Below are 16,702 nucleotides of genomic sequence, written 5' to 3'. Positions count from 1 at the left end.
TCCCTGCCTTCCCCCAGCGGGGGAAGGAGTCAGAGACGACCACCCAAAGGGACCGAACAATGACAAGACTCCTGCCCCGGGCGCTGATGGCGCCGGCCGTGATCACGCTGCTGGCGTGGTCGATCGTGCCTCTCGTGATGACGTTGTACTTCTCCTTCGTGACGTACAACCTCATGCAGCCTGGCGACCGGCCCTTTGCCGGCCTCGAGAACTTCCACTACTTCATCACCGACCCGGACTTCTGGCCGGCCGTGGCCAACACCATGACGCTGATCGGCAGCGTCATCCTGATCACGGTGATCATGGGCGTGCTGCTGGCGCTGCTGGTCAACGAGCCCTTCCCGGGACGCGGCATCGTGCGGGTGCTGCTGATCTCGCCCTTCTTCGTCATGCCCACGGTGAATGCGCTGCTGTGGAAGCACATGATGATGAACCCGATCTACGGCGTGCTGGCCGACCTGTGGCGCTTCTTCGGCGCCGAGCCCATCGACTGGCTCACCGACCTGCCGTTGTTCTCCGTGATCATCATGGTGGCCTGGCAATGGTTGCCCTTTGCCTGCCTGATCTTCATCACCTCGCTGCAATCGCTCGATCGTGAGCAGATGGAAGCGGCGCGCATGGACGGCGCGAATGCCTTCCAGCGCTTCTTCTACCTCACGGTGCCGCACCTGGGCCGGCCGATGGCGGTGGTGATCATGATCGAGATGATCTTCTTGCTGAGCGTGTTCGCGGAGATCGCCATCACCACCAACGGCGGTCCGGGCAACGAGAGCACCAACCTCACGTACATGATCTTCAAGCAGTCGCTGATGAACTTCGACGTGGGCGTGGCCTCGGCCGGTGCGCTGTTCGCGGTGATCCTGGCCAACATCGTGGCGGCCTTCCTGGTGCGAATCATCGGCAAGAACCTGGACTGAGGGAGAAAAAGACATGCAACCCAATCCCCTGTTCATCGTCCTGCGCACCGTCGGTGCCTGGGCCATCGCACTGCTCTTGTTCTTCCCGCTGGGCTGGCTGTTCCTCACCGCGTTCAAGACCGAATTGCAGGCCATCCACGTGCCGCCGCTCTTCATCTTCGAGCCGACGATGGAGAACTTCAGCGAAGTGCAGCGCCGCAGCGACTACTTGCTCTATGCGCGCAACTCGCTCATCACCAGCGTGGGCTCGACCATCCTGGGCCTCCTGATCGCGGCGCCCGCGGCGTACTCGATGGCCTTCTTCCGTACCAAGCGAACGCGCGACATCCTCATGTGGATGCTGTCGACCAAGATGATGCCGGCCGTCGGCGCGCTGGTGCCGATCTACGTGCTGGCGCAGACCGCCGGCATGCTGGATTCGATCCCCGCGCTGATCATCGTGTTCACGCTGTCGAACCTGCCGATCATGGTCTGGATGCTCTACACGAGTTACAAGGACATCCCCAACGAGATCCTGGAAGCGGCGCGCATGGACGGCGCCAGCATCTGGACCGAGTTCCGTCATGTGGTGATGCCGCTGTCGGTGGGTGGTCTTGCATCGTGCGGCCTGCTGTGCCTGGTGCTGAGCTGGAACGAGGCCTTCTGGGCCTTGAACCTGGTGTCGGCCAAGGCGGGCACGCTGGCCACGCTGATCTCGCAGTACTCCAGCCCTGAAGGCCTGTTCTGGGCCAAGTTGTCGGCCGCTTCGTTGATGGCCATCGCGCCCATCGTCGTCTTCGGCTGGTTCTCGCAAAAGCAACTCGTCCAAGGCCTCACCTTCGGCGCCGTGAAATGAAGCCCACCCCCGTTGCTTGCTCACTTCGTGTAGCCGCCTCCCCCCCTCGAGGGGGCAACACCAGCGGCCCGGCAAAGCCGGTTCCGCGGTGTTTCACGAATGGGTCTTGTCGTGCTTGCCGCCCAGGCTCGCGTTTGAAAAGTTATCGATTCAAGGAGAAACAAAAAGTGGCTTACCTCGAACTCCGCAACATCAAGAAGAGCTTCGGCGACGCGCACATCATCAAGGGCGTCAACCTCGAGATCGAAAAGGGCGAGTTCATCGTCTTCGTTGGCCCTTCGGGCTGCGGCAAGTCGACGCTGCTGCGCCTCATCGCCGGGCTGGAGCCGACCACCAGCGGGCAACTGATGCTCGATGGCCGCGACATCACCAACCTGGCCTCCGGCAAGCGCGACCTGGCGATGGTGTTCCAGAGCTACGCGCTCTATCCGCACATGAGCGTGGCCGACAACATGTCCTTCGCGCTCAAGCTGGCCAACGTGCCCAAGGACGAGATCCGCAAGAAGGTCGACTATGCGGCGAAGCAGCTGAACCTCACGCAGTACCTGGACCGCACGCCCAAGGAACTCTCGGGCGGCCAGCGCCAGCGCGTGGCCATCGGCCGGGCCATCGTGCGTGCGCCCAAGGTCTTCCTGTTCGATGAGCCGCTGTCCAACCTCGACGCGGCCCTGCGCGGCAACACGCGCGTCGAGATCCACAAGCTTCACGTCGCGCTCGGCGCCACCAGCATCTACGTGACGCACGACCAGGTCGAAGCCATGACGCTGGCCGACCGCGTGGTGGTGCTCAAGGACGGCCTGATCGAACAGGTCGGCACGCCGATGGAGCTGTACGACCATCCGGTGAACAAGTTCGTCGCGCAGTTCATCGGCATGCCGTCGATGAACATGGTGCCGGCGGCGGCCATCCCGACCTTCTCGGCGGCCACCGGCGGCAGGCTGCCGAGCGACGGTTTTCTCGGCGTGCGGCCGGAGGGCCTGCAGGTGCATCCGGGCATGGGCGCAGGGGTGCCGGGCAAGGTCGACCTGATCGAGGCGCTGGGCTCCGACACGCTGATCCACGTCGACGTGGGCGGCGTGCCGCTGATCGCGCGGCAGAACGAGCGCACGCCGCTGCGCGTGGGCGACGACGTGGGCGTGGAACTCGACCCGCGGGTGCTGCACCTGTTCAATCGCGAAGGCCAGGCGGTCGCTGCGTGATGGCCCTCGCACCCGTTCCGGACTGCACGTCCGTCATCCTCCACCTGGGCCTCGGCTCCTTCCATCGCGCGCACCAGGCCGTCTACGTCCAGGCGCTGCGCGACACCGGCGACAAGGCCTATGCGATCTCTGCCGCCAACCTGCGGCCGGATTCGCCAGAGGTACTGGCCGCGTTGCGTGCGCAAGGTGGCGCCTACATGCTGGAAACCGTGTCGCCCGCCGGCGAGTACCGCTACCAGGAGATCCAGTCGATCCGCGAGGTGCTGCCCTACGAGGCCGACCTTGCGAGCGTGATCGAGCGTGGCGCCGATCCGGCCACGCGCATCATCTCCTTCACCGTGACCGAGGCCGGCTACTACCTCGATGCCAAGGACAAGCTGGACCTGTCCTTCGCCGACCTGGCCTCCGACATCGAGCGCGCGCGCAACGGCGAGCCGGGCAGCACGATCTACGGCGCGGTCTGCGCGATCCTGCGCGCCCGCAAGACCGGTGGCGGCGGGCCGGTCACGCTGCTCAATTGCGACAACCTGCGCCACAACGGCGACCGCTTCCGCAAAGGCCTGCTGGAATTCATCGAGCGCAGCGGCGACGTGTCGCTCCAGGCCTGGGTGCAGATCAACACGACTTGCCCCAACGCGATGGTCGACCGCATCACGCCGCGTCCGCCGCCGGAGCTGCGTGAGCGCGTGCTCAAGGCCACCGGCCACGCCGACGCCGCGCCCATCACCGGCGAGAGCTTCATCCAGTGGGTCATCGAAGACAACTTCATCCAGGGACGACGGCCTGCGTGGGAACGCGTGGGCGTGGAGATGGTGGAGTCGGTGCAGCCCTACGAGGAAGCGAAGATTCGCCTGCTCAACGCCACCCACAGTTGCATCGCCTGGGCCGGTACGCTGATCGGCCTGCAATTCATCCACGAGGGCACGCACACGCCGGCGATCCGCAAGATGGCCTTCGACTACGTCACCGACGACGTGATCCCCTGCCTGAGCCGGCCCGGCACGCCGAGCCCGGTCGACCTGCCGGCCTACCGCGACGTGGTGCTGGACCGCTTCGGCAATCCGTCCATCCGCGACACCAATCAGCGCGTGGCGATGGATGGTTTCTCGAAGATCCCCGGCTTCATCGCGCCGACTGTGCGCGAGCGCCTGGGACGCAATGAAAGCATCGACAGCGTGGCCATGCTGCCGGCGTTGTTCCTCGCCTTCCTGCAGCGCTGGCATCGCGGTGAGATTCCGTACACCTACCAGGACCAGGTCATGGATCCGGCGGTGGGCCATGCAATCTGCGAGGCCGCGGACCCGGTGCTGGCTTTCTGTTCCGACACATCGCTGTGGGGACCGCTGGCCGGTGATACTCGGCTGGTGGATGCCGTGCGCAGCGCCGGCGTCCGAGTCCAGGCTTTTGTGGCGGCGACACCGTCCTGATCACTATGCGAATCGCACTGGCGGGCGAGGCCCTGATCGACTTCACTTGCAGCTCGGGCCTGAGCTTCGAGGGCCACGAGGGCGGGGCGCTGACCAACAGCGCCATCGCCGCCGCGCGGCTGGGACAGCCGACCGGGTTCATCACCCAGCTCTCGACCGACATGTTCGGCGAGCGCCTGCTGCAGCACCTGCAAGGCAACGGCGTCGACACGCAGTTCGTGCTGCGCAGCGCGGCCCCGTCCACGCTGGCCTTCGTCGCGCGCACGCCCACCACCAACCACTACGCCTTCTATACCAAGGGCACCGCCGACACGCTGTGGGCGCCCGCGGAACTGCCCGCGCTGCCCGACAGTTGCCGCTTCCTGCACTTCGGCGGCATCTCCATCCTCACCGAGCCGGCCGCCACGCGCATCACCGAGCTGGTCGAGGCGCAGCGCGGCAAGCGCATCGTGCTGTTCGACCCGAACGTGCGCCCCAGCCTGATTCCCGACATGGACGCCTACCGCGCCAAGCAGCCGCGCTGGCTGGCTGCGAGCGACGTGCTCAAGTTCAGCGATGAAGACGCGGCCTACCTCGCGCCGGGCAAGAGCTTGGCCGAAGCCGCTGCGATGTTCCTGGCGCCGCATGCAGCGGGAGGGCAGGGGCCGCGCGCCGTGGTCGTCACCCGGGGCGGCGACAGCGCTGGCGTATACCGCGCAGGCCGCGCAGTGCTGGAAGTGAAGCCGCCGAAGATCACGGTGGCCGACACCATCGGCGCGGGCGACACCTTCGCCGCCGGCATCTCAGTTGCGCTGCTGGAGCAAGGCGTCGAGCATGCCGCCCAACTCGACACACTGTCCGACGAGGCTTGGCGCGAAGTCCTGCGCTTCGCCGCCACCGCCGCCGCACTCAACTGCACCCGAGAGGGCTGCGACCCGCCAACCCGCGCGGAGCTGCGATCCGCGCTGTCCGTCCCCTGAGGGCCTGACCATGCCGACGACTCGATCCCGCCAAACCCCACGCCAGCGCCAACCGGAGCTGGAGCACGATTTCGCCCGCTCCCCCGCGCTCGGCTATGAAAAGCCCGAAGAAGCCGGCTGGGTCCGCTGCCTCGCCCACGGCTATCCGAGCCAATTGGCGCGCTGGCACTGCCACGACGAGTACGAGCTGCACCTGATCACCGCCACCTCCGGCAAGGCTTTCGTCGGCGACTGGATCGGCCCCTTCCAGCCAGGGCACCTGGTGCTGTGCGGCCCGCGCCTGCCGCACAACTGGATCTCGCTCGATGCGCCCGCCGATGGCGTGAGCACGCGCGACCTGGTGATCCAGTTCCGCCATGAGCCCTTCGCGCAGGCCGCCTCGGAGATCCCGGAGATCGCCGAGGTCATGCAACTGCTGGAGCGCGCCCGACGCGGCATCGAGTTCTTCGGCCTGTCGGAGCGTGCCGAGCGCCATTGGCGCGCTGTCAAGGCCGCACACGGCCTGCGCCGGCTCGGCGCCTTCTGCGACTACCTGGCCGACCTCGCCGAATGCACCGACTACCGCCTCCTGTCCAGCGTGCAGATCAAGGGCGCCGAGGGCGATGCCGAAGGCGACCAGATCAACGCCATTGTCAACCGCATCACCGACAACGTGGCCGAGCCCATCGCCATGGCTGAAGTGGCGGCAGAACTCGGAATGAGCGAAAGCCGCTTCAGCCGCTTCTTCCGCAAGTCCACCGGCAACAGCTTCACCGACTTCGTGAACCAGGTCCGCATCAACAACGCCTGCCACCTGCTGATGCAGACCGACCACTACGTGACCGACATCTGCTATCAGGTCGGCTTCAACAACGTCGCCAACTTCAACCGCCGCTTCCTCGAAATCAAGGGCATGACCCCCAGCGAATTCCGCCGCCAGGCGGACAGCCGCTTTGGCGGGGCGCACTGACGACTCGGCGCAGGCAGCCGAATACGGACAGCCGAACGCAGAAGTCGCAAAGGTGTCGCAGAAGTCGCAAAAGGAATTCAAAAGATTCTTTGGTTTTCTTCTGCGACTTCTGCGCTCTTTTGTCTTCCTTCTGCGTTCGGCTGTCCGCTCCCGTATTCATTCCCGACTGACCCATCATGTACCTCGGACTTGACCTCGGCACCTCCGAACTGAAGGCGCTGCTGCTCGCCGACGACCATCGCATCGTCGGTGTCGCGCGCTCTGCGCTGACCGTGAGCCGGCCGCAACCGCTGTGGTCGGAGCAGGCGCCATCGCAATGGTGGGAGGCGCTCGAATCGGTCATGACGCAACTGCGTGCTGCGCATGCAGATGCGCTGTCGGCGGTGCGCGCCATCGGACTCTCGGGACAGATGCACGGCGCGGTGCTGCTCGACGACAAGGACCAAGTCCTGCGACCCGCCATCCTGTGGAACGACGGGCGCAGCGCCGCGCAATGCGAGCAACTCGCTGCGGCTGTCCCGCGGCTCGGGGAGATCGCCGGCAACCTGGCCATGCCCGGTTTCACCGCACCCAAGCTGCTCTGGGTGCGCGAACACGAGCCCGATGTGTTCACGCGGACACGTCGCGTGCTGCTGCCCAAGGACTGGTTGCGCCTGATGCTCAGCGGCGAGGCGGTGAGCGACATGTCCGATGCCTCCGGCACGCTGTGGCTCGATGTCGGCAAGCGCGACTGGTCCGACGAACTGCTGGCCGCCACCGGACTCACGCGGGCGCACATGCCGCGCCTGGTCGAAGGCAGCGAAGCCTCGGCGACGTTCAAGCCGGAACTCGCTGTGCGCTGGGGCATGCCGCGAGCGGTGCGCATCGCCGGTGGCGCCGGAGACAACGCCGCCAGCGCTGTCGGCATGGGCCTGGTCGCGCCGGGCGAAGGCTTCGTTTCGCTGGGCACGTCCGGCGTGATCTTCGTGTCGGGCGCCGCGTTCGCGCCGAACCCTGCGCAGGCCGTGCATGCCTTCTGCCACGCGCTGCCGGGGCGCTGGCACCAGATGTCGGTGATGCTGTCGGCAGCCAGCGCCGTGAGCTGGGCGTCGCGCACCTTCGGCTTCGGCGATGAGGCAAGCCTGTTGGCCGCTGCGGCCACGCTGGCGCCGGATGCGCGCCAACGTGCGCCGATCTTCCTGCCCTACCTGTCCGGTGAACGGTCCCCGCACAACAACGCGCAGGCCCAAGGTGTCATGTTCGGCCTGACCCAGGCCCATGCGCCCGCTGACATCGCCTATGCCGTCGTCGAAGGCGTGAGCTTCGGATTGCGCGACGGACTCCACACGCTGGATCGCCCCTCGGGCGACCTGTCACTGGTCGGCGGCGGCGCACGCAGCGCATGGTGGGCACAACTGCTGTCCGACATTCTCGAAGTGCCGCTGGCCTTTGGGGAGGGCGGCGAGGCGGGCGGGGCACTCGGTGCCGCGCGCTTGGGCTGGCTGGCCGATGGCGGGGGTGTCGCAACGGTTTGCCGGCGGCCGGCGCTGAAGCAGCGCTTCGTGCCCGACATGTCGCAGGGCGACGCGAATCGCACGCGGCATGGGCGTTTCCAAGTCCTCTACCAAGCGCTCAGGTCGCAGTTCGTGGCCTGAATCGGAGCCTCGGTCCGCTTGCACTGGCTGATCGCCGGAGCGGCCCTCGAAGGTGGCTTATTGCCGAAGGGCTGAGCTTCGGTCAATTGCGCTAACGCGTGCTCAACCTGCTGCGCGCTTCGGCCCGGTGCTCGGGCCCTCCCGATCCCTGTTTCAGTACCTATTGAGCGTTCAGCTGCCCGCAGGGTGGTCGCGATGCGGAGGTGACTGATTTTCAGTGGAAATCTATTGTGAGATGTGCTTTTGCATATTTGATTCACCAAATGTCAAAAGATTGCAAATTTCCAACGGTATCCCAAATTGAGGGGAGGAATTCAAATTGATGCTTCCCAGAGGTGTGCCGGAACATGGCAAACTGATCAAGATTGACCAGTGAAAAGGAGGAAATATCGAAGGGTCTTATTTTTCTCGCTTTCGAGAGAACTGGTTGCGTTTCCACATGTTATTCAAGGGAATAAAAAATGAAATCTACTTTTCCAAAATTCGTTGCTGCATCGCTGGTGCTCGTCGGAGGGGCCGCGTCTGCGGACATCCTGGCAGGAATTGGCTGGGCGGCCAATCAGGCAGCGGTGGTTTGCTATGTATTCAACGCCGGAAGTGGTCCTGTCGACATCACTTCCAAGGCCATCGTCAATGAGGTGACGGGCAATGCGTATCCAGCCGCGGGCAGTTGCACCAATTCGCTGGCGAGCGGAAGAACTTGTGCGCTTACAGCAGCTGTGCAAGCCAATGGTGCAAACACTTGCAAGTTTGTCCTGTCCCCGAGCGGCGCCGATGTCCGGGGGCAAATGGAAGTCAGAAATTCCACGGGAACCATCCTGAACAGCATCGGGCTCCGCTGAGATCAGTCTTGGCAATTGCCCACTTCGCCCATTGCAAGGGATAGGCAAGTTCTATTGCCCGCGGTCTCACATTCGCGAGGAAACAGAAACAAATCAGGTCGCAAATGCGACTTGATTCATTTTTCCGCAACAGGATCGCAATCAGGCCCCGTTCTTGACCAGTACGGGCCGCGTCGAATAGCGGTCCGGGAACAGCTTCCTCAAGTTGTCGATCTTCGGCAGGTCGTTGTAGACGATGTATTCGTCGGCCGGATGCAGCGTCAGGTAGTCCTGGTGGTACGCCTCTGCCGGGTAGAAGCGCTTCTGCAATTCGATGGTGGTCACGATCGGCTTGCTGCCGAAGGTCTTCGCCTGGGTCAGCTGCGCGATGTAGGCCTGCGCGATGCGCGCCTGCTCGACGTTCTGCGCAAAGATGGTCGAGCGGTATTGCGTGCCGGTGTCCGGTCCTTGCCGGTTCAACTGCGTCGGGTCGTGCGCCACCGAGAAGTAGATCTGCAGGATGCGTGCATAGCTGATCTGGCGTGGGTCGTAGCTGATGCGCACCGATTCGGCGTGGCCGGTACGGCCGGAGCCAATCGTTTCATAGTTCGCCGTGCTTTCTTCGCCGCCGGCATAGCCGGACACCGCGTTGGTCACGCCCTTGACGTGCTGGAACACGCCCTGCACGCCCCAGAAGCAACCGCCTGCGAGCACGGCGGTGGCACTGGTGTCGCCGGTCGCCGGATCGGTCGACGGCGCGGGCACGACGACGGCTGCTTCCGCCGCGTGGGCGGCCGGCCGAAGCCAGAGTGCGCCTGACACGATCGCTGCGGACGTGGCGAGCATCGATCGGCGTGTGGCGAGTGAAGAACTTTGGGTGTTCATGGGGGCAGTGGGGCTGGAGAAGATGACCTCGCCAGTGTCCTTCAACGCGCCGCCATTGCCCATGGCAGGGTCATCCGGCCGCCTGACGAGCCGCCGCCGAAGAGACCCGAACAAGCAAAAAAAGAGGCCGCCGAAGCGACCTCTTTCCATTTTTCGCGAGACCCCAGGGAACCGGCTTGGCCGGACCGCTGGTGTCAGCAGCGAGCAATTACATGCCCATGCCGCCCATGCCGCCCATGCCACCCATGTCGGGCATGCCGCCGCCAGCGCCGGCTTCTTCCTTCGGTGCGTCGGCGACCATGGCTTCGGTCGTCAGCAGCAGCGAGGCAACCGATGCAGCGTTTTGCAGCGCGGTGCGGGTGACCTTCGTCGGGTCCAGGATGCCCAGCTCGAGCATGTCGCCGTACGAATCGTTGGCTGCGTTGAAGCCGAAGTTGCCCTTGCCGGCCAACACGGCGTTCACCACCACCGAGGCTTCGCCGCCGGCGTTGTTCACGATCTCGCGCAGGGGCGCTTCGATGGCCTTGAGCACCAGCTTCACGCCAGCGTCCTGGTCAGCGTTGTCACCCTTGATGGAGGCGCCAACGGCTTGCTTGGCACGCAGCAGGGCCACGCCGCCGCCAGCCACAACGCCTTCTTCCACTGCAGCGCGGGTGGCGTGCAGGGCGTCTTCGACGCGAGCCTTCTTTTCCTTCATTTCGACTTCGGTGGCCGCGCCAACCTTGATCACGGCAACACCGCCGGCCAGCTTGGCCACGCGCTCTTGCAGCTTTTCACGGTCGTAGTCGCTGGTCGCTTCTTCGATCTGGACGCGCACTTGCTTGACGCGGGCTTCGATGTCACCAGCAGCGCCAGCGCCGTCGATGATGATCGTGTTTTCCTTGCCCACTTCGATGCGAGCGGCTTGGCCGAGGTCGGCCAGCGTGACCTTCTCGAGCGTCAGGCCGACTTCTTCAGCGATGACCTTGCCGCCCGTCAGGATGGCGATGTCTTCCAGCATGGCCTTGCGGCGGTCGCCGAAGCCAGGCGCCTTGACAGCCACGACCTTCAGGATGCCGCGGATCGTGTTCACGACCAAGGTAGCGAGGGCTTCGCCTTCGACTTCTTCGGCAATGATCAGCAGCGGACGGCCAGCCTTGGCGACTTGTTCCAGCGTCGGGAGCAGGTCACGGATGTTGCTGATCTTCTTGTCGAAGAGCAGGACAAACGGGTTTTCCAGGATCGCCGATTGCTTTTCCGGGTTGTTGATGAAGTAGGGCGACAGGTAGCCGCGGTCGAATTGCATGCCTTCGACGACGTCCAGTTCGCTTTCCAGCGACTTGCCGTCTTCCACGGTGATCACGCCTTCCTTGCCGACCTTGTCCATCGCGTCAGCGATGAGTTGGCCGATGGTGTCGTCGCTGTTGGCCGAGATGGAGCCGACTTGCGCGATTTCCTTGGAGGTGGTGGTGGCCTTCGAAGCCTTCTTCAGCTCGGCGACCAGGGCCGTGACGGCCTTGTCGATGCCGCGCTTCAGGTCCATCGGGTTCATGCCCGCTGCGACCAGCTTGAAGCCTTCGCGAACGATGGCTTGTGCCAGGACCGTGGCGGTCGTGGTGCCGTCACCAGCGTTGTCGCTGGTCTTGGAGGCCACTTCCTTCACGAGCTGGGCGCCCATGTTCTGGAGCTTGTCCTTGAGTTCGATTTCCTTGGCGACGGACACTCCGTCCTTGGTCACCGTGGGGGCGCCGAACGAACGTTCGAGCACCACATTGCGGCCCTTGGGGCCCAGGGTCACCTTGACTGCGTTGGCCAGGATGTTGACACCCTCGACCATGCGTGCGCGGGCTTCGCCGCCGAAGACTACGTCTTTTGCTGCCATGTTGATTTACTCCGTTGAGGATGAGTTGATTTACTTTTCGACGACTGCGAACAGGTCGTCTTCCTTCATGACCAGCAGTTCGTCGCCATCGACCTTGACGGTCTGGCCGCTGTACTTGCCGAACAGGACGCGGTCGCCGACCTTGACGGTCAGGGCCGAGAGTTCGCCCTTGTCGTTGCGCTTGCCCGGGCCGACGGCCAGGATTTCGCCCTGATCGGGCTTTTCTGCGGCTGCGTCGGGGATGACGATGCCGGAAGCGGTCTTGGTTTCGCTTTCAATGCGCTTGACGATCACGCGATCGGCCAAAGGACGAAGTTTCAATTGCATCTCCTGAAGATATGAGAGTCGGGGTTGAATCCGGGCGCCAGCGAGGTTGCCGGCTGCCTATCGACCCAAGGCGGTGCTGTTAGCACTCGGCTTGAGCGAGTGCTAATGATAAGGGCAAATCTGGAGGATTCAAGGGCCGGGAAGGGGTTTCGGGGCCCGACGGGCGCGCGGAGCGCCGCTTTCTCTACGCGGATCCGGTACCCGCGCGCGGCGGGTAGGTTACACCCGTCAGTCCTGGGATCGGCACATCCTCCGGCTTCGTCCCGCCAGCGAGCTGGCCGATCACATAGGACGCGACGACGCTGGAGAGGAGCTGCGTCGGGTCTTCCATGACGAAGCGCAGCCGCGCGACGAAGCTCCACAGGTCCCCGGCGCTCGCGACGCGTGGCGGTGCGCTCACCGTGCGCGTCGCTGGGGTGGCGGTGCATTCGGGGCACTCGCCCGGCGCGAAGCGCGGATAGCCCGGGAACATGCGCCCGGCGAGTTGCGTACGCGCATAAGTGGTCGCCCACAGCCCGCGCAGCCTGGCCTCGCTCGCGGCCCAATCGGCTGGCTGGGTGGAGGTTGGCGCCGTCGGGATGATGAACATGCGGTCTTGCCGCACGGCCCCGCGCGATGCGACGATGAGCGCGTCCACCAGATGGTTGGTGCAACGGGTCAGCGCCGCGGTCGCCCCGCCGTTGCCGGCGGTCAGCACCACCAGCGCCTGGGCCCAGTCGATCCGCAGCCCGCGCAGGAACGAGAGTGTGCTCTGCGTGCCGTTCAGGGCCGTGAGGCAGAAGGTGGCGAGCATCACGTGATTGAAGGGCACCGGGAAGCGCTCGCTGCGGACCTCGAGGACGTCGCCGACGAGCGCGTCGAACGTGCACCGCGAGGGATCGCCTTCCAGGGACGCGAGCCAGGAGAGCGTGAGATCGCACGCATAGGCGACCATGCGCTGGAGGCCTTCGAGGTGCGGCGCCCACGACGGCACGCCAACGCCCGCCCAGAAAGCGACCGTGTTGGCCTCCTGCACGGCCGCAATCTGCGCGGCGAGCCGCTGCGCGTCGCCTTGCCAGGTGGCATTGCCGGCCTCCGCCATGGCGACGATCGAGCCCAGCGCCGGCCCGATGTGCGAGATCCCTGCGAGCTCCGTGAAGCCCCGGGCGCCAAACCGGGTGTCCAGCAGTTCCGGCGGCTGCCCGTTGCCGCGGAACAGGGCGATGGTGGTGCCCGTGACGAGGACGAGCGGCGCGGCGGCGGCCTCGGCCGCCACCTGCCGCGAGAGGTGCGCGCCGATGCTGTCGCCCTGGCCCGCATAGGCCGTGAAGAGTTGGACGAAGGGGGAGGGTGTGTCCATCGGGCGAGGATGTCACCGATCTCGCGCTGCCGCAGTAACGAGGTGAAATCCAGGAGCCAGGCGACCACCGCGCAAATGACTGCGCATGACATGGCGCCTCTCGCACCCTCCGTGGCATGATGGCCGAGCGCTCCCCCTACCCCGGAAAGGCGGTGCTCATGCTCGACAGACGCGAATGTGCCAAGGCGGCATTTTGGGTGATCGCCCTGGGCGTGCCGCTGGTCAGCGCATCGCAATCCGAAGAGCAAGTCCGGCGCGTCGGCTTCCTGTCCGGTGGCCCTCGGCCCGCCGATGGCGCTGTTCCGGCACCCTTGCGAAACGCACTGGACTCCGCGAGCGGCGCCGACGGGCGGCGGATCGTCTACGAAGGCCGCTGGTCCCAGGGCCATCCCGAGCAGTTGCCGGGCCTGGCCGCCGAGTTGATCGCGCTCAAGGTCGACGCCATCGTGACAGTCGGCGGACCTCCCGCAGGCGTGGTCAAGCAGACCACGAAGGTGGTGCCCCTGGTCGTCATCAACGCTGGCGACGTTGTTGAGACAGGCCTGGTCGCCAGCCTGGCGCATCCAGGCGGCAACATCACCGGCATCGACGATCCGGCGGCCGTGCTGAGCGCCAAGCGGCTCGAGTTCGTGAAGGAGCTTGTTCCCCGCGCCCAGCAGGTTGCCGTTCTCTGGAACGCCAGCGACAGCGCGATGACGCTGCGCTTCCACGCGATCGAGAAAGCCGCGCCGGTGCTGGGCGTGACGATCGACCCCCTGCCGGTGCGTGAGCCGGACGACTTCGCAGTGGCGTTGGCCGCCATGAACAAGACAAGGCCCGACGCCGTGATGATGATCACCGACGCCCTCACGATCCTGAACCGCCAGCGCGTCATTGACTACGCGGCCATGCAGCGCATCCCCGCCGTCTACGAATACGCCGCCGAAGTCCGCGCGGGCGGCCTGCTGTCATATGGCGCGGACGCGGCCGAGAACATGGCGCTCGCGGCGGACTACGTGTACCGCATCATCAAGGGCGCCAAGCCCGCCGACCTGCCCGTGGCGCAGCCCAAGCGCTACCACCTGACGATCAACATGTCGACCGCCAGGAGCCTCGGCCTCGTAATTCCCGCCTCTCTCCTGATTCGCGCGGACGAGGTGATCCCATAGCGGCAGCGCAGCGCGCTATCGTCCTCCGAACGGATGCGTGATCAGGCTGTAGATCGTCCGCGTCCCGTCGATGTAGTTGCCCATGCGCATGTTCTCGTTGCTCGCGTGCTGGTTGTTGTCCGCATTGACCAGCGGCACGATCGCGAAGGGCACCTTCAGCGCCTCGACGATCTCGGCCGTGGGTACAGTGCCGCCCATCATGCGGATGCGCACGGGCTCCGGCTTGGCGCCGAAGGCATCGACCATCGCCGTGTAGGCCCACTGGCCGACGGCGGAATCCATCGGCGTGCCGGCCGCGTCGCCGCCTTCGGTCTGCATGTCGAAGCTGGCCAGCTTGTCGTAGCGGGCGCGGTCCTCGTCGGTGGGCTTGCCCTTGACGATGTGATAGCCCTGCTTCTGGATGTGGGCCTCGACCAGCTTGCCAAGGTAGGCGGCGGTGGAATCGGGCGTGGTCCGCACATCGATCTCGGCCACTGCGGTGTCGGGCACGATGTTGGCCGCCTTGTCGCCCACTGCCGCCGACTGCATGCCGCGCACGTTGAGCGAGGGGTACTGCATCGCCTCCTGGTAGTTGGCACCGACCGCATCCGTCTTCGCGATGCCGAGGCGCTTCTTCAGCGCGCCTTCGTCGTCGGGCACCGCGGCCATGATCTTGCGCTCCGCATCGCCGAGCTTCACGTGGTCGTAGTAGCCGGCCACGGTGACGCGCCCCTGCTCGTCCTTCATCGAGGCCAGCAGGGTGGCCAGGCGTTGCGCCGGGTTGGGCGAGTAGTTGCCGTAGTGGCCGCTGTGCAGCGACACCCTGGCGCCGTAAACGGTGAGCCGGGCCATCGCCGCGCCGCGATTGCCGAAGATCAGCGTGGGCCGGTTGGTGGCATGCATCGGGCCGTCGTGGATGACGATGGCGTCGTTGCGCAGCAGGTCGCGGTGCGCGAGCATGACCTTGCCGATCGAGGGCGAGCCCTTTTCCTCCTCGCTGTCGAGCACCACCTTGACGTTGACGCCGGGCTTGTCGCCGCTGGCCTTCAGCGCGTCGATGGCGGCCAGGAACATCATGATCGGCGCCTTGTCATCCGCCGACGAGCGGCCGAACACACGCCACTCCGGATCGACCGGGCCGCTGAAGAGCGGCGCCGAGTCGATTTCTTCCCAGTCGCCCTTCGCGTTCTTGCGCTTGAGCACGGGGACCCACGGGCTCTTCTGCTGCCACTGCTCGGCGATGACCGGCTGGCCGTCGAGGTGCATGTAGAAGAGCACCGTCTTGCGGCTCGGGTCGGCGCCGGGCCATTCGGCGAAGAGCATCGGCTTGCCGTCGTTGGGCAGTTGCTGCGTCGTGAAGCCACGCTTGCGGAAGGCGGCTTCGAGCCAATCGACGTTCTTGCGGATGTCGGCCGGCACGATGGCGTCGTTGGGCAGCGCGAGGAGTTCGAAGTACTCGCGGAAGGTGGCCTGGGCGTACTGCGTCGCCGAGGCGGGCGAGAGTTCTGCGGCGGGCACGTGGGTCGCGCCGAGGGTGGCGACGAGCGTGGCAACGAGGGAGAGATGGCGCATGGTCTTGGTCATGCGCTCGAAGATAACGCGTCCGGCGGCTTGTGCGTGAAGCCGTGGCTCCGTTCCAGGGTCGACCGGGTCAGCGCCAGTTCATCAATGTCGCGCCTAACCGCGGTCGCGCCGCCTGGTGGGCGCGCGTGCGCGAGCCGCGCCATGCGATCACCAGGGCCAGCCAGCAGATGCCTTCCAGGCCAGCGGCAATGACGTCGCTGAAGTAGTGCGCGCCGAGGTAGACCCGGCTGAAGCCGACCAGCAGGATCATCGCGGCGCAGGCCGCCGCGGCAAGCCGCCGCGTTGGCGTCGGCGTTCCGGACAGCAGCGCGCAGATCAGCACGCCGTAGACCAGCATGGCGCCCGAGGTGTGGCCGCTCGGGAAGCTGTAGCCGCTGAAGGTCTGTTGCACGAGGCCGAACGAGGGCCGCGGCCGCGTGAACACATGCTTGATCGCAAAGTTCAGCAGCATTCCCGACGGGATCGCGCAGAACGCCACCAGGCTCCAGAAGTACCTGCGCGTCGCGAACAGCCACCAGGCCAGCGCCATGCCGTACACCCCGATGGCGATCTCGTTGTTGAGCAGGCTCACGATCGTCATGGCGCGCGTTCCGAGCGAGGAACTGTTCGTGGCAAACCACATGCCGATCGCGGTGTCCCACTGGACGAGACCGCTCCCGGTCCGGACCGCGATCGCGACCATGACCAAGGCGAATGCGGCCATCGCGGCGACGAACAGCGGCGCCCGGGACGGGGCGTTCACACGAAGAGGCAGGGGAGGCGTCGGCATCGGGAATTCAGGAATCAGCGCAGTGGATGTCTACCTGGAGCATCCTCGGGGCAACTGACCAGAAGCTTT

At 65.5% G+C, this 16,702-nt stretch carries 15 protein-coding genes; 9 read left to right on the top strand and 6 right to left on the bottom strand.

Annotated features, from left to right (window positions below):
* Positions 1–59: 59 nt before the first annotated feature.
* The 8 genes from WKW79_RS07665 (at position 60) to WKW79_RS07630 (ending at position 8,762) form a co-directional block, all read left to right on the top strand.
* Positions 60–917, top strand: coding sequence for a carbohydrate ABC transporter permease (locus tag WKW79_RS07665; RefSeq protein WP_340334498.1), 858 nt, complete (start codon positions 60–62; stop codon positions 915–917).
* A 13-nt stretch (positions 918–930) separates the two neighbouring features.
* Positions 931–1,752 (top strand): carbohydrate ABC transporter permease, encoded by an 822-nt coding sequence (locus WKW79_RS07660; protein WP_340334497.1) that lies wholly within the window; start codon positions 931–933, stop codon positions 1,750–1,752.
* A gap of 167 nt (positions 1,753–1,919) precedes the next feature.
* Positions 1,920–2,951 carry an ABC transporter ATP-binding protein gene (locus WKW79_RS07655; protein WP_340334496.1) on the top strand — a complete coding sequence of 344 codons (1,032 nt, stop codon included), beginning with the start codon at positions 1,920–1,922 and terminating at the stop codon, positions 2,949–2,951.
* On the top strand, positions 2,951–4,378 hold the full coding sequence (gene dalD, locus WKW79_RS07650) for a D-arabinitol 4-dehydrogenase (RefSeq protein ID WP_340334495.1): 1,428 nt from the start codon (positions 2,951–2,953) through the stop codon (positions 4,376–4,378). Before WKW79_RS07655 ends, dalD begins: the two co-directional genes overlap by 1 nt.
* A 5-nt stretch (positions 4,379–4,383) precedes the next feature.
* The gene (locus tag WKW79_RS07645; protein WP_340334494.1) at positions 4,384–5,337 is read left to right on the top strand and encodes a carbohydrate kinase family protein; all 954 of its coding nucleotides are present in this window, start codon (positions 4,384–4,386) and stop codon (positions 5,335–5,337) included.
* 10 nt (positions 5,338–5,347) lie between these two features.
* Positions 5,348–6,286: an AraC family transcriptional regulator gene (locus WKW79_RS07640; RefSeq protein ID WP_340334493.1), complete on the top strand. Its 939-nt coding sequence runs from the start codon at positions 5,348–5,350 to the stop codon at positions 6,284–6,286.
* A 176-nt stretch (positions 6,287–6,462) separates the two neighbouring features.
* The gene (xylB, locus tag WKW79_RS07635) at positions 6,463–7,920 is read left to right on the top strand and encodes a xylulokinase (protein ID WP_340334492.1); all 1,458 of its coding nucleotides are present in this window, start codon (positions 6,463–6,465) and stop codon (positions 7,918–7,920) included.
* A gap of 461 nt (positions 7,921–8,381) precedes the next feature.
* Complete coding sequence (locus WKW79_RS07630; protein ID WP_340334491.1) at positions 8,382–8,762, top strand: hypothetical protein; 381 nt, start codon at positions 8,382–8,384, stop codon at positions 8,760–8,762.
* Between the two features lie 141 nt (positions 8,763–8,903).
* On the opposite strand, the gene msrA is transcribed toward WKW79_RS07630, so the two are convergent.
* From msrA to WKW79_RS07610, 4 genes are all read right to left on the bottom strand, one after another.
* Positions 8,904–9,587 (bottom strand): peptide-methionine (S)-S-oxide reductase MsrA, encoded by a 684-nt coding sequence (msrA, locus tag WKW79_RS07625; RefSeq protein ID WP_340334490.1) that lies wholly within the window; start codon positions 9,585–9,587, stop codon positions 8,904–8,906.
* Positions 9,588–9,834: 247 nt separating this feature from the next.
* Positions 9,835–11,487: a chaperonin GroEL gene (gene groL / locus WKW79_RS07620; RefSeq protein WP_340334489.1), complete on the bottom strand. Its 1,653-nt coding sequence runs from the start codon at positions 11,485–11,487 to the stop codon at positions 9,835–9,837.
* Positions 11,488–11,517: 30 nt separating this feature from the next.
* Positions 11,518–11,808 carry a co-chaperone GroES gene (locus WKW79_RS07615; protein ID WP_340334488.1) on the bottom strand — a complete coding sequence of 97 codons (291 nt, stop codon included), beginning with the start codon at positions 11,806–11,808 and terminating at the stop codon, positions 11,518–11,520.
* A gap of 190 nt (positions 11,809–11,998) precedes the next feature.
* Entirely contained in the window at positions 11,999–13,153 is a 1,155-nt protein-coding gene (locus WKW79_RS07610; protein ID WP_340334487.1) for a DUF5624 domain-containing protein, read from the bottom strand.
* 158 nt (positions 13,154–13,311) lie between these two features.
* On the opposite strand from WKW79_RS07610, the gene WKW79_RS07605 reads away from it, so the two are divergent.
* Complete coding sequence (locus WKW79_RS07605; RefSeq protein WP_340334486.1) at positions 13,312–14,301, top strand: ABC transporter substrate-binding protein; 990 nt, start codon at positions 13,312–13,314, stop codon at positions 14,299–14,301.
* 15 nt (positions 14,302–14,316) lie between these two features.
* Here the strand turns inward: WKW79_RS07605 and WKW79_RS07600 are convergent, their stop codons facing one another.
* Together WKW79_RS07600 and WKW79_RS07595 are read right to left on the bottom strand one after the other, a co-directional pair.
* Entirely contained in the window at positions 14,317–15,864 is a 1,548-nt protein-coding gene (locus WKW79_RS07600; RefSeq protein WP_422823833.1) for a M20/M25/M40 family metallo-hydrolase, read from the bottom strand.
* Between the two features lie 67 nt (positions 15,865–15,931).
* Positions 15,932–16,633, bottom strand: a complete 702-nt coding sequence (locus WKW79_RS07595) for a phosphatase PAP2 family protein (protein ID WP_340334485.1) — start codon at positions 16,631–16,633, stop codon at positions 15,932–15,934.
* Positions 16,634–16,702 lie beyond the last annotated feature (69 nt).

It is taken from the genome of Variovorax robiniae (assembly GCF_037889955.1).
GTDB lineage: Bacteria > Pseudomonadota > Gammaproteobacteria > Burkholderiales > Burkholderiaceae_C > Variovorax > Variovorax robiniae.
The sequence above is the reverse complement of the archived record's forward strand: the minus strand, read 5'-3'. Positions and strand labels throughout refer to the sequence as shown.

Coding starts and splice junctions, on each gene's coding strand:
- WKW79_RS07665 (WP_340334498.1), top strand. CDS start 60: ATGACAAGACTCCTGCCCCGGGCGCTGATGGCGCCGGCCGTGATCACG.
- WKW79_RS07660 (WP_340334497.1), top strand. CDS start 931: ATGCAACCCAATCCCCTGTTCATCGTCCTGCGCACCGTCGGTGCCTGG.
- dalD (WP_340334495.1), top strand. CDS start 2,951: ATGGCCCTCGCACCCGTTCCGGACTGCACGTCCGTCATCCTCCACCTG.
- WKW79_RS07645 (WP_340334494.1), top strand. CDS start 4,384: ATGCGAATCGCACTGGCGGGCGAGGCCCTGATCGACTTCACTTGCAGC.
- WKW79_RS07640 (WP_340334493.1), top strand. CDS start 5,348: ATGCCGACGACTCGATCCCGCCAAACCCCACGCCAGCGCCAACCGGAG.
- xylB (WP_340334492.1), top strand. CDS start 6,463: ATGTACCTCGGACTTGACCTCGGCACCTCCGAACTGAAGGCGCTGCTG.
- WKW79_RS07630 (WP_340334491.1), top strand. CDS start 8,382: ATGAAATCTACTTTTCCAAAATTCGTTGCTGCATCGCTGGTGCTCGTC.
- msrA (WP_340334490.1), bottom strand. CDS start 9,587: ATGCTCGCCACGTCCGCAGCGATCGTGTCAGGCGCACTCTGGCTTCGG.
- groL (WP_340334489.1), bottom strand. CDS start 11,487: ATGGCAGCAAAAGACGTAGTCTTCGGCGGCGAAGCCCGCGCACGCATG.
- WKW79_RS07610 (WP_340334487.1), bottom strand. CDS start 13,153: ATGGACACACCCTCCCCCTTCGTCCAACTCTTCACGGCCTATGCGGGC.
- WKW79_RS07605 (WP_340334486.1), top strand. CDS start 13,312: ATGCTCGACAGACGCGAATGTGCCAAGGCGGCATTTTGGGTGATCGCC.
- WKW79_RS07600 (WP_422823833.1), bottom strand. CDS start 15,864: ATGACCAAGACCATGCGCCATCTCTCCCTCGTTGCCACGCTCGTCGCC.
- WKW79_RS07595 (WP_340334485.1), bottom strand. CDS start 16,633: ATGCCGACGCCTCCCCTGCCTCTTCGTGTGAACGCCCCGTCCCGGGCG.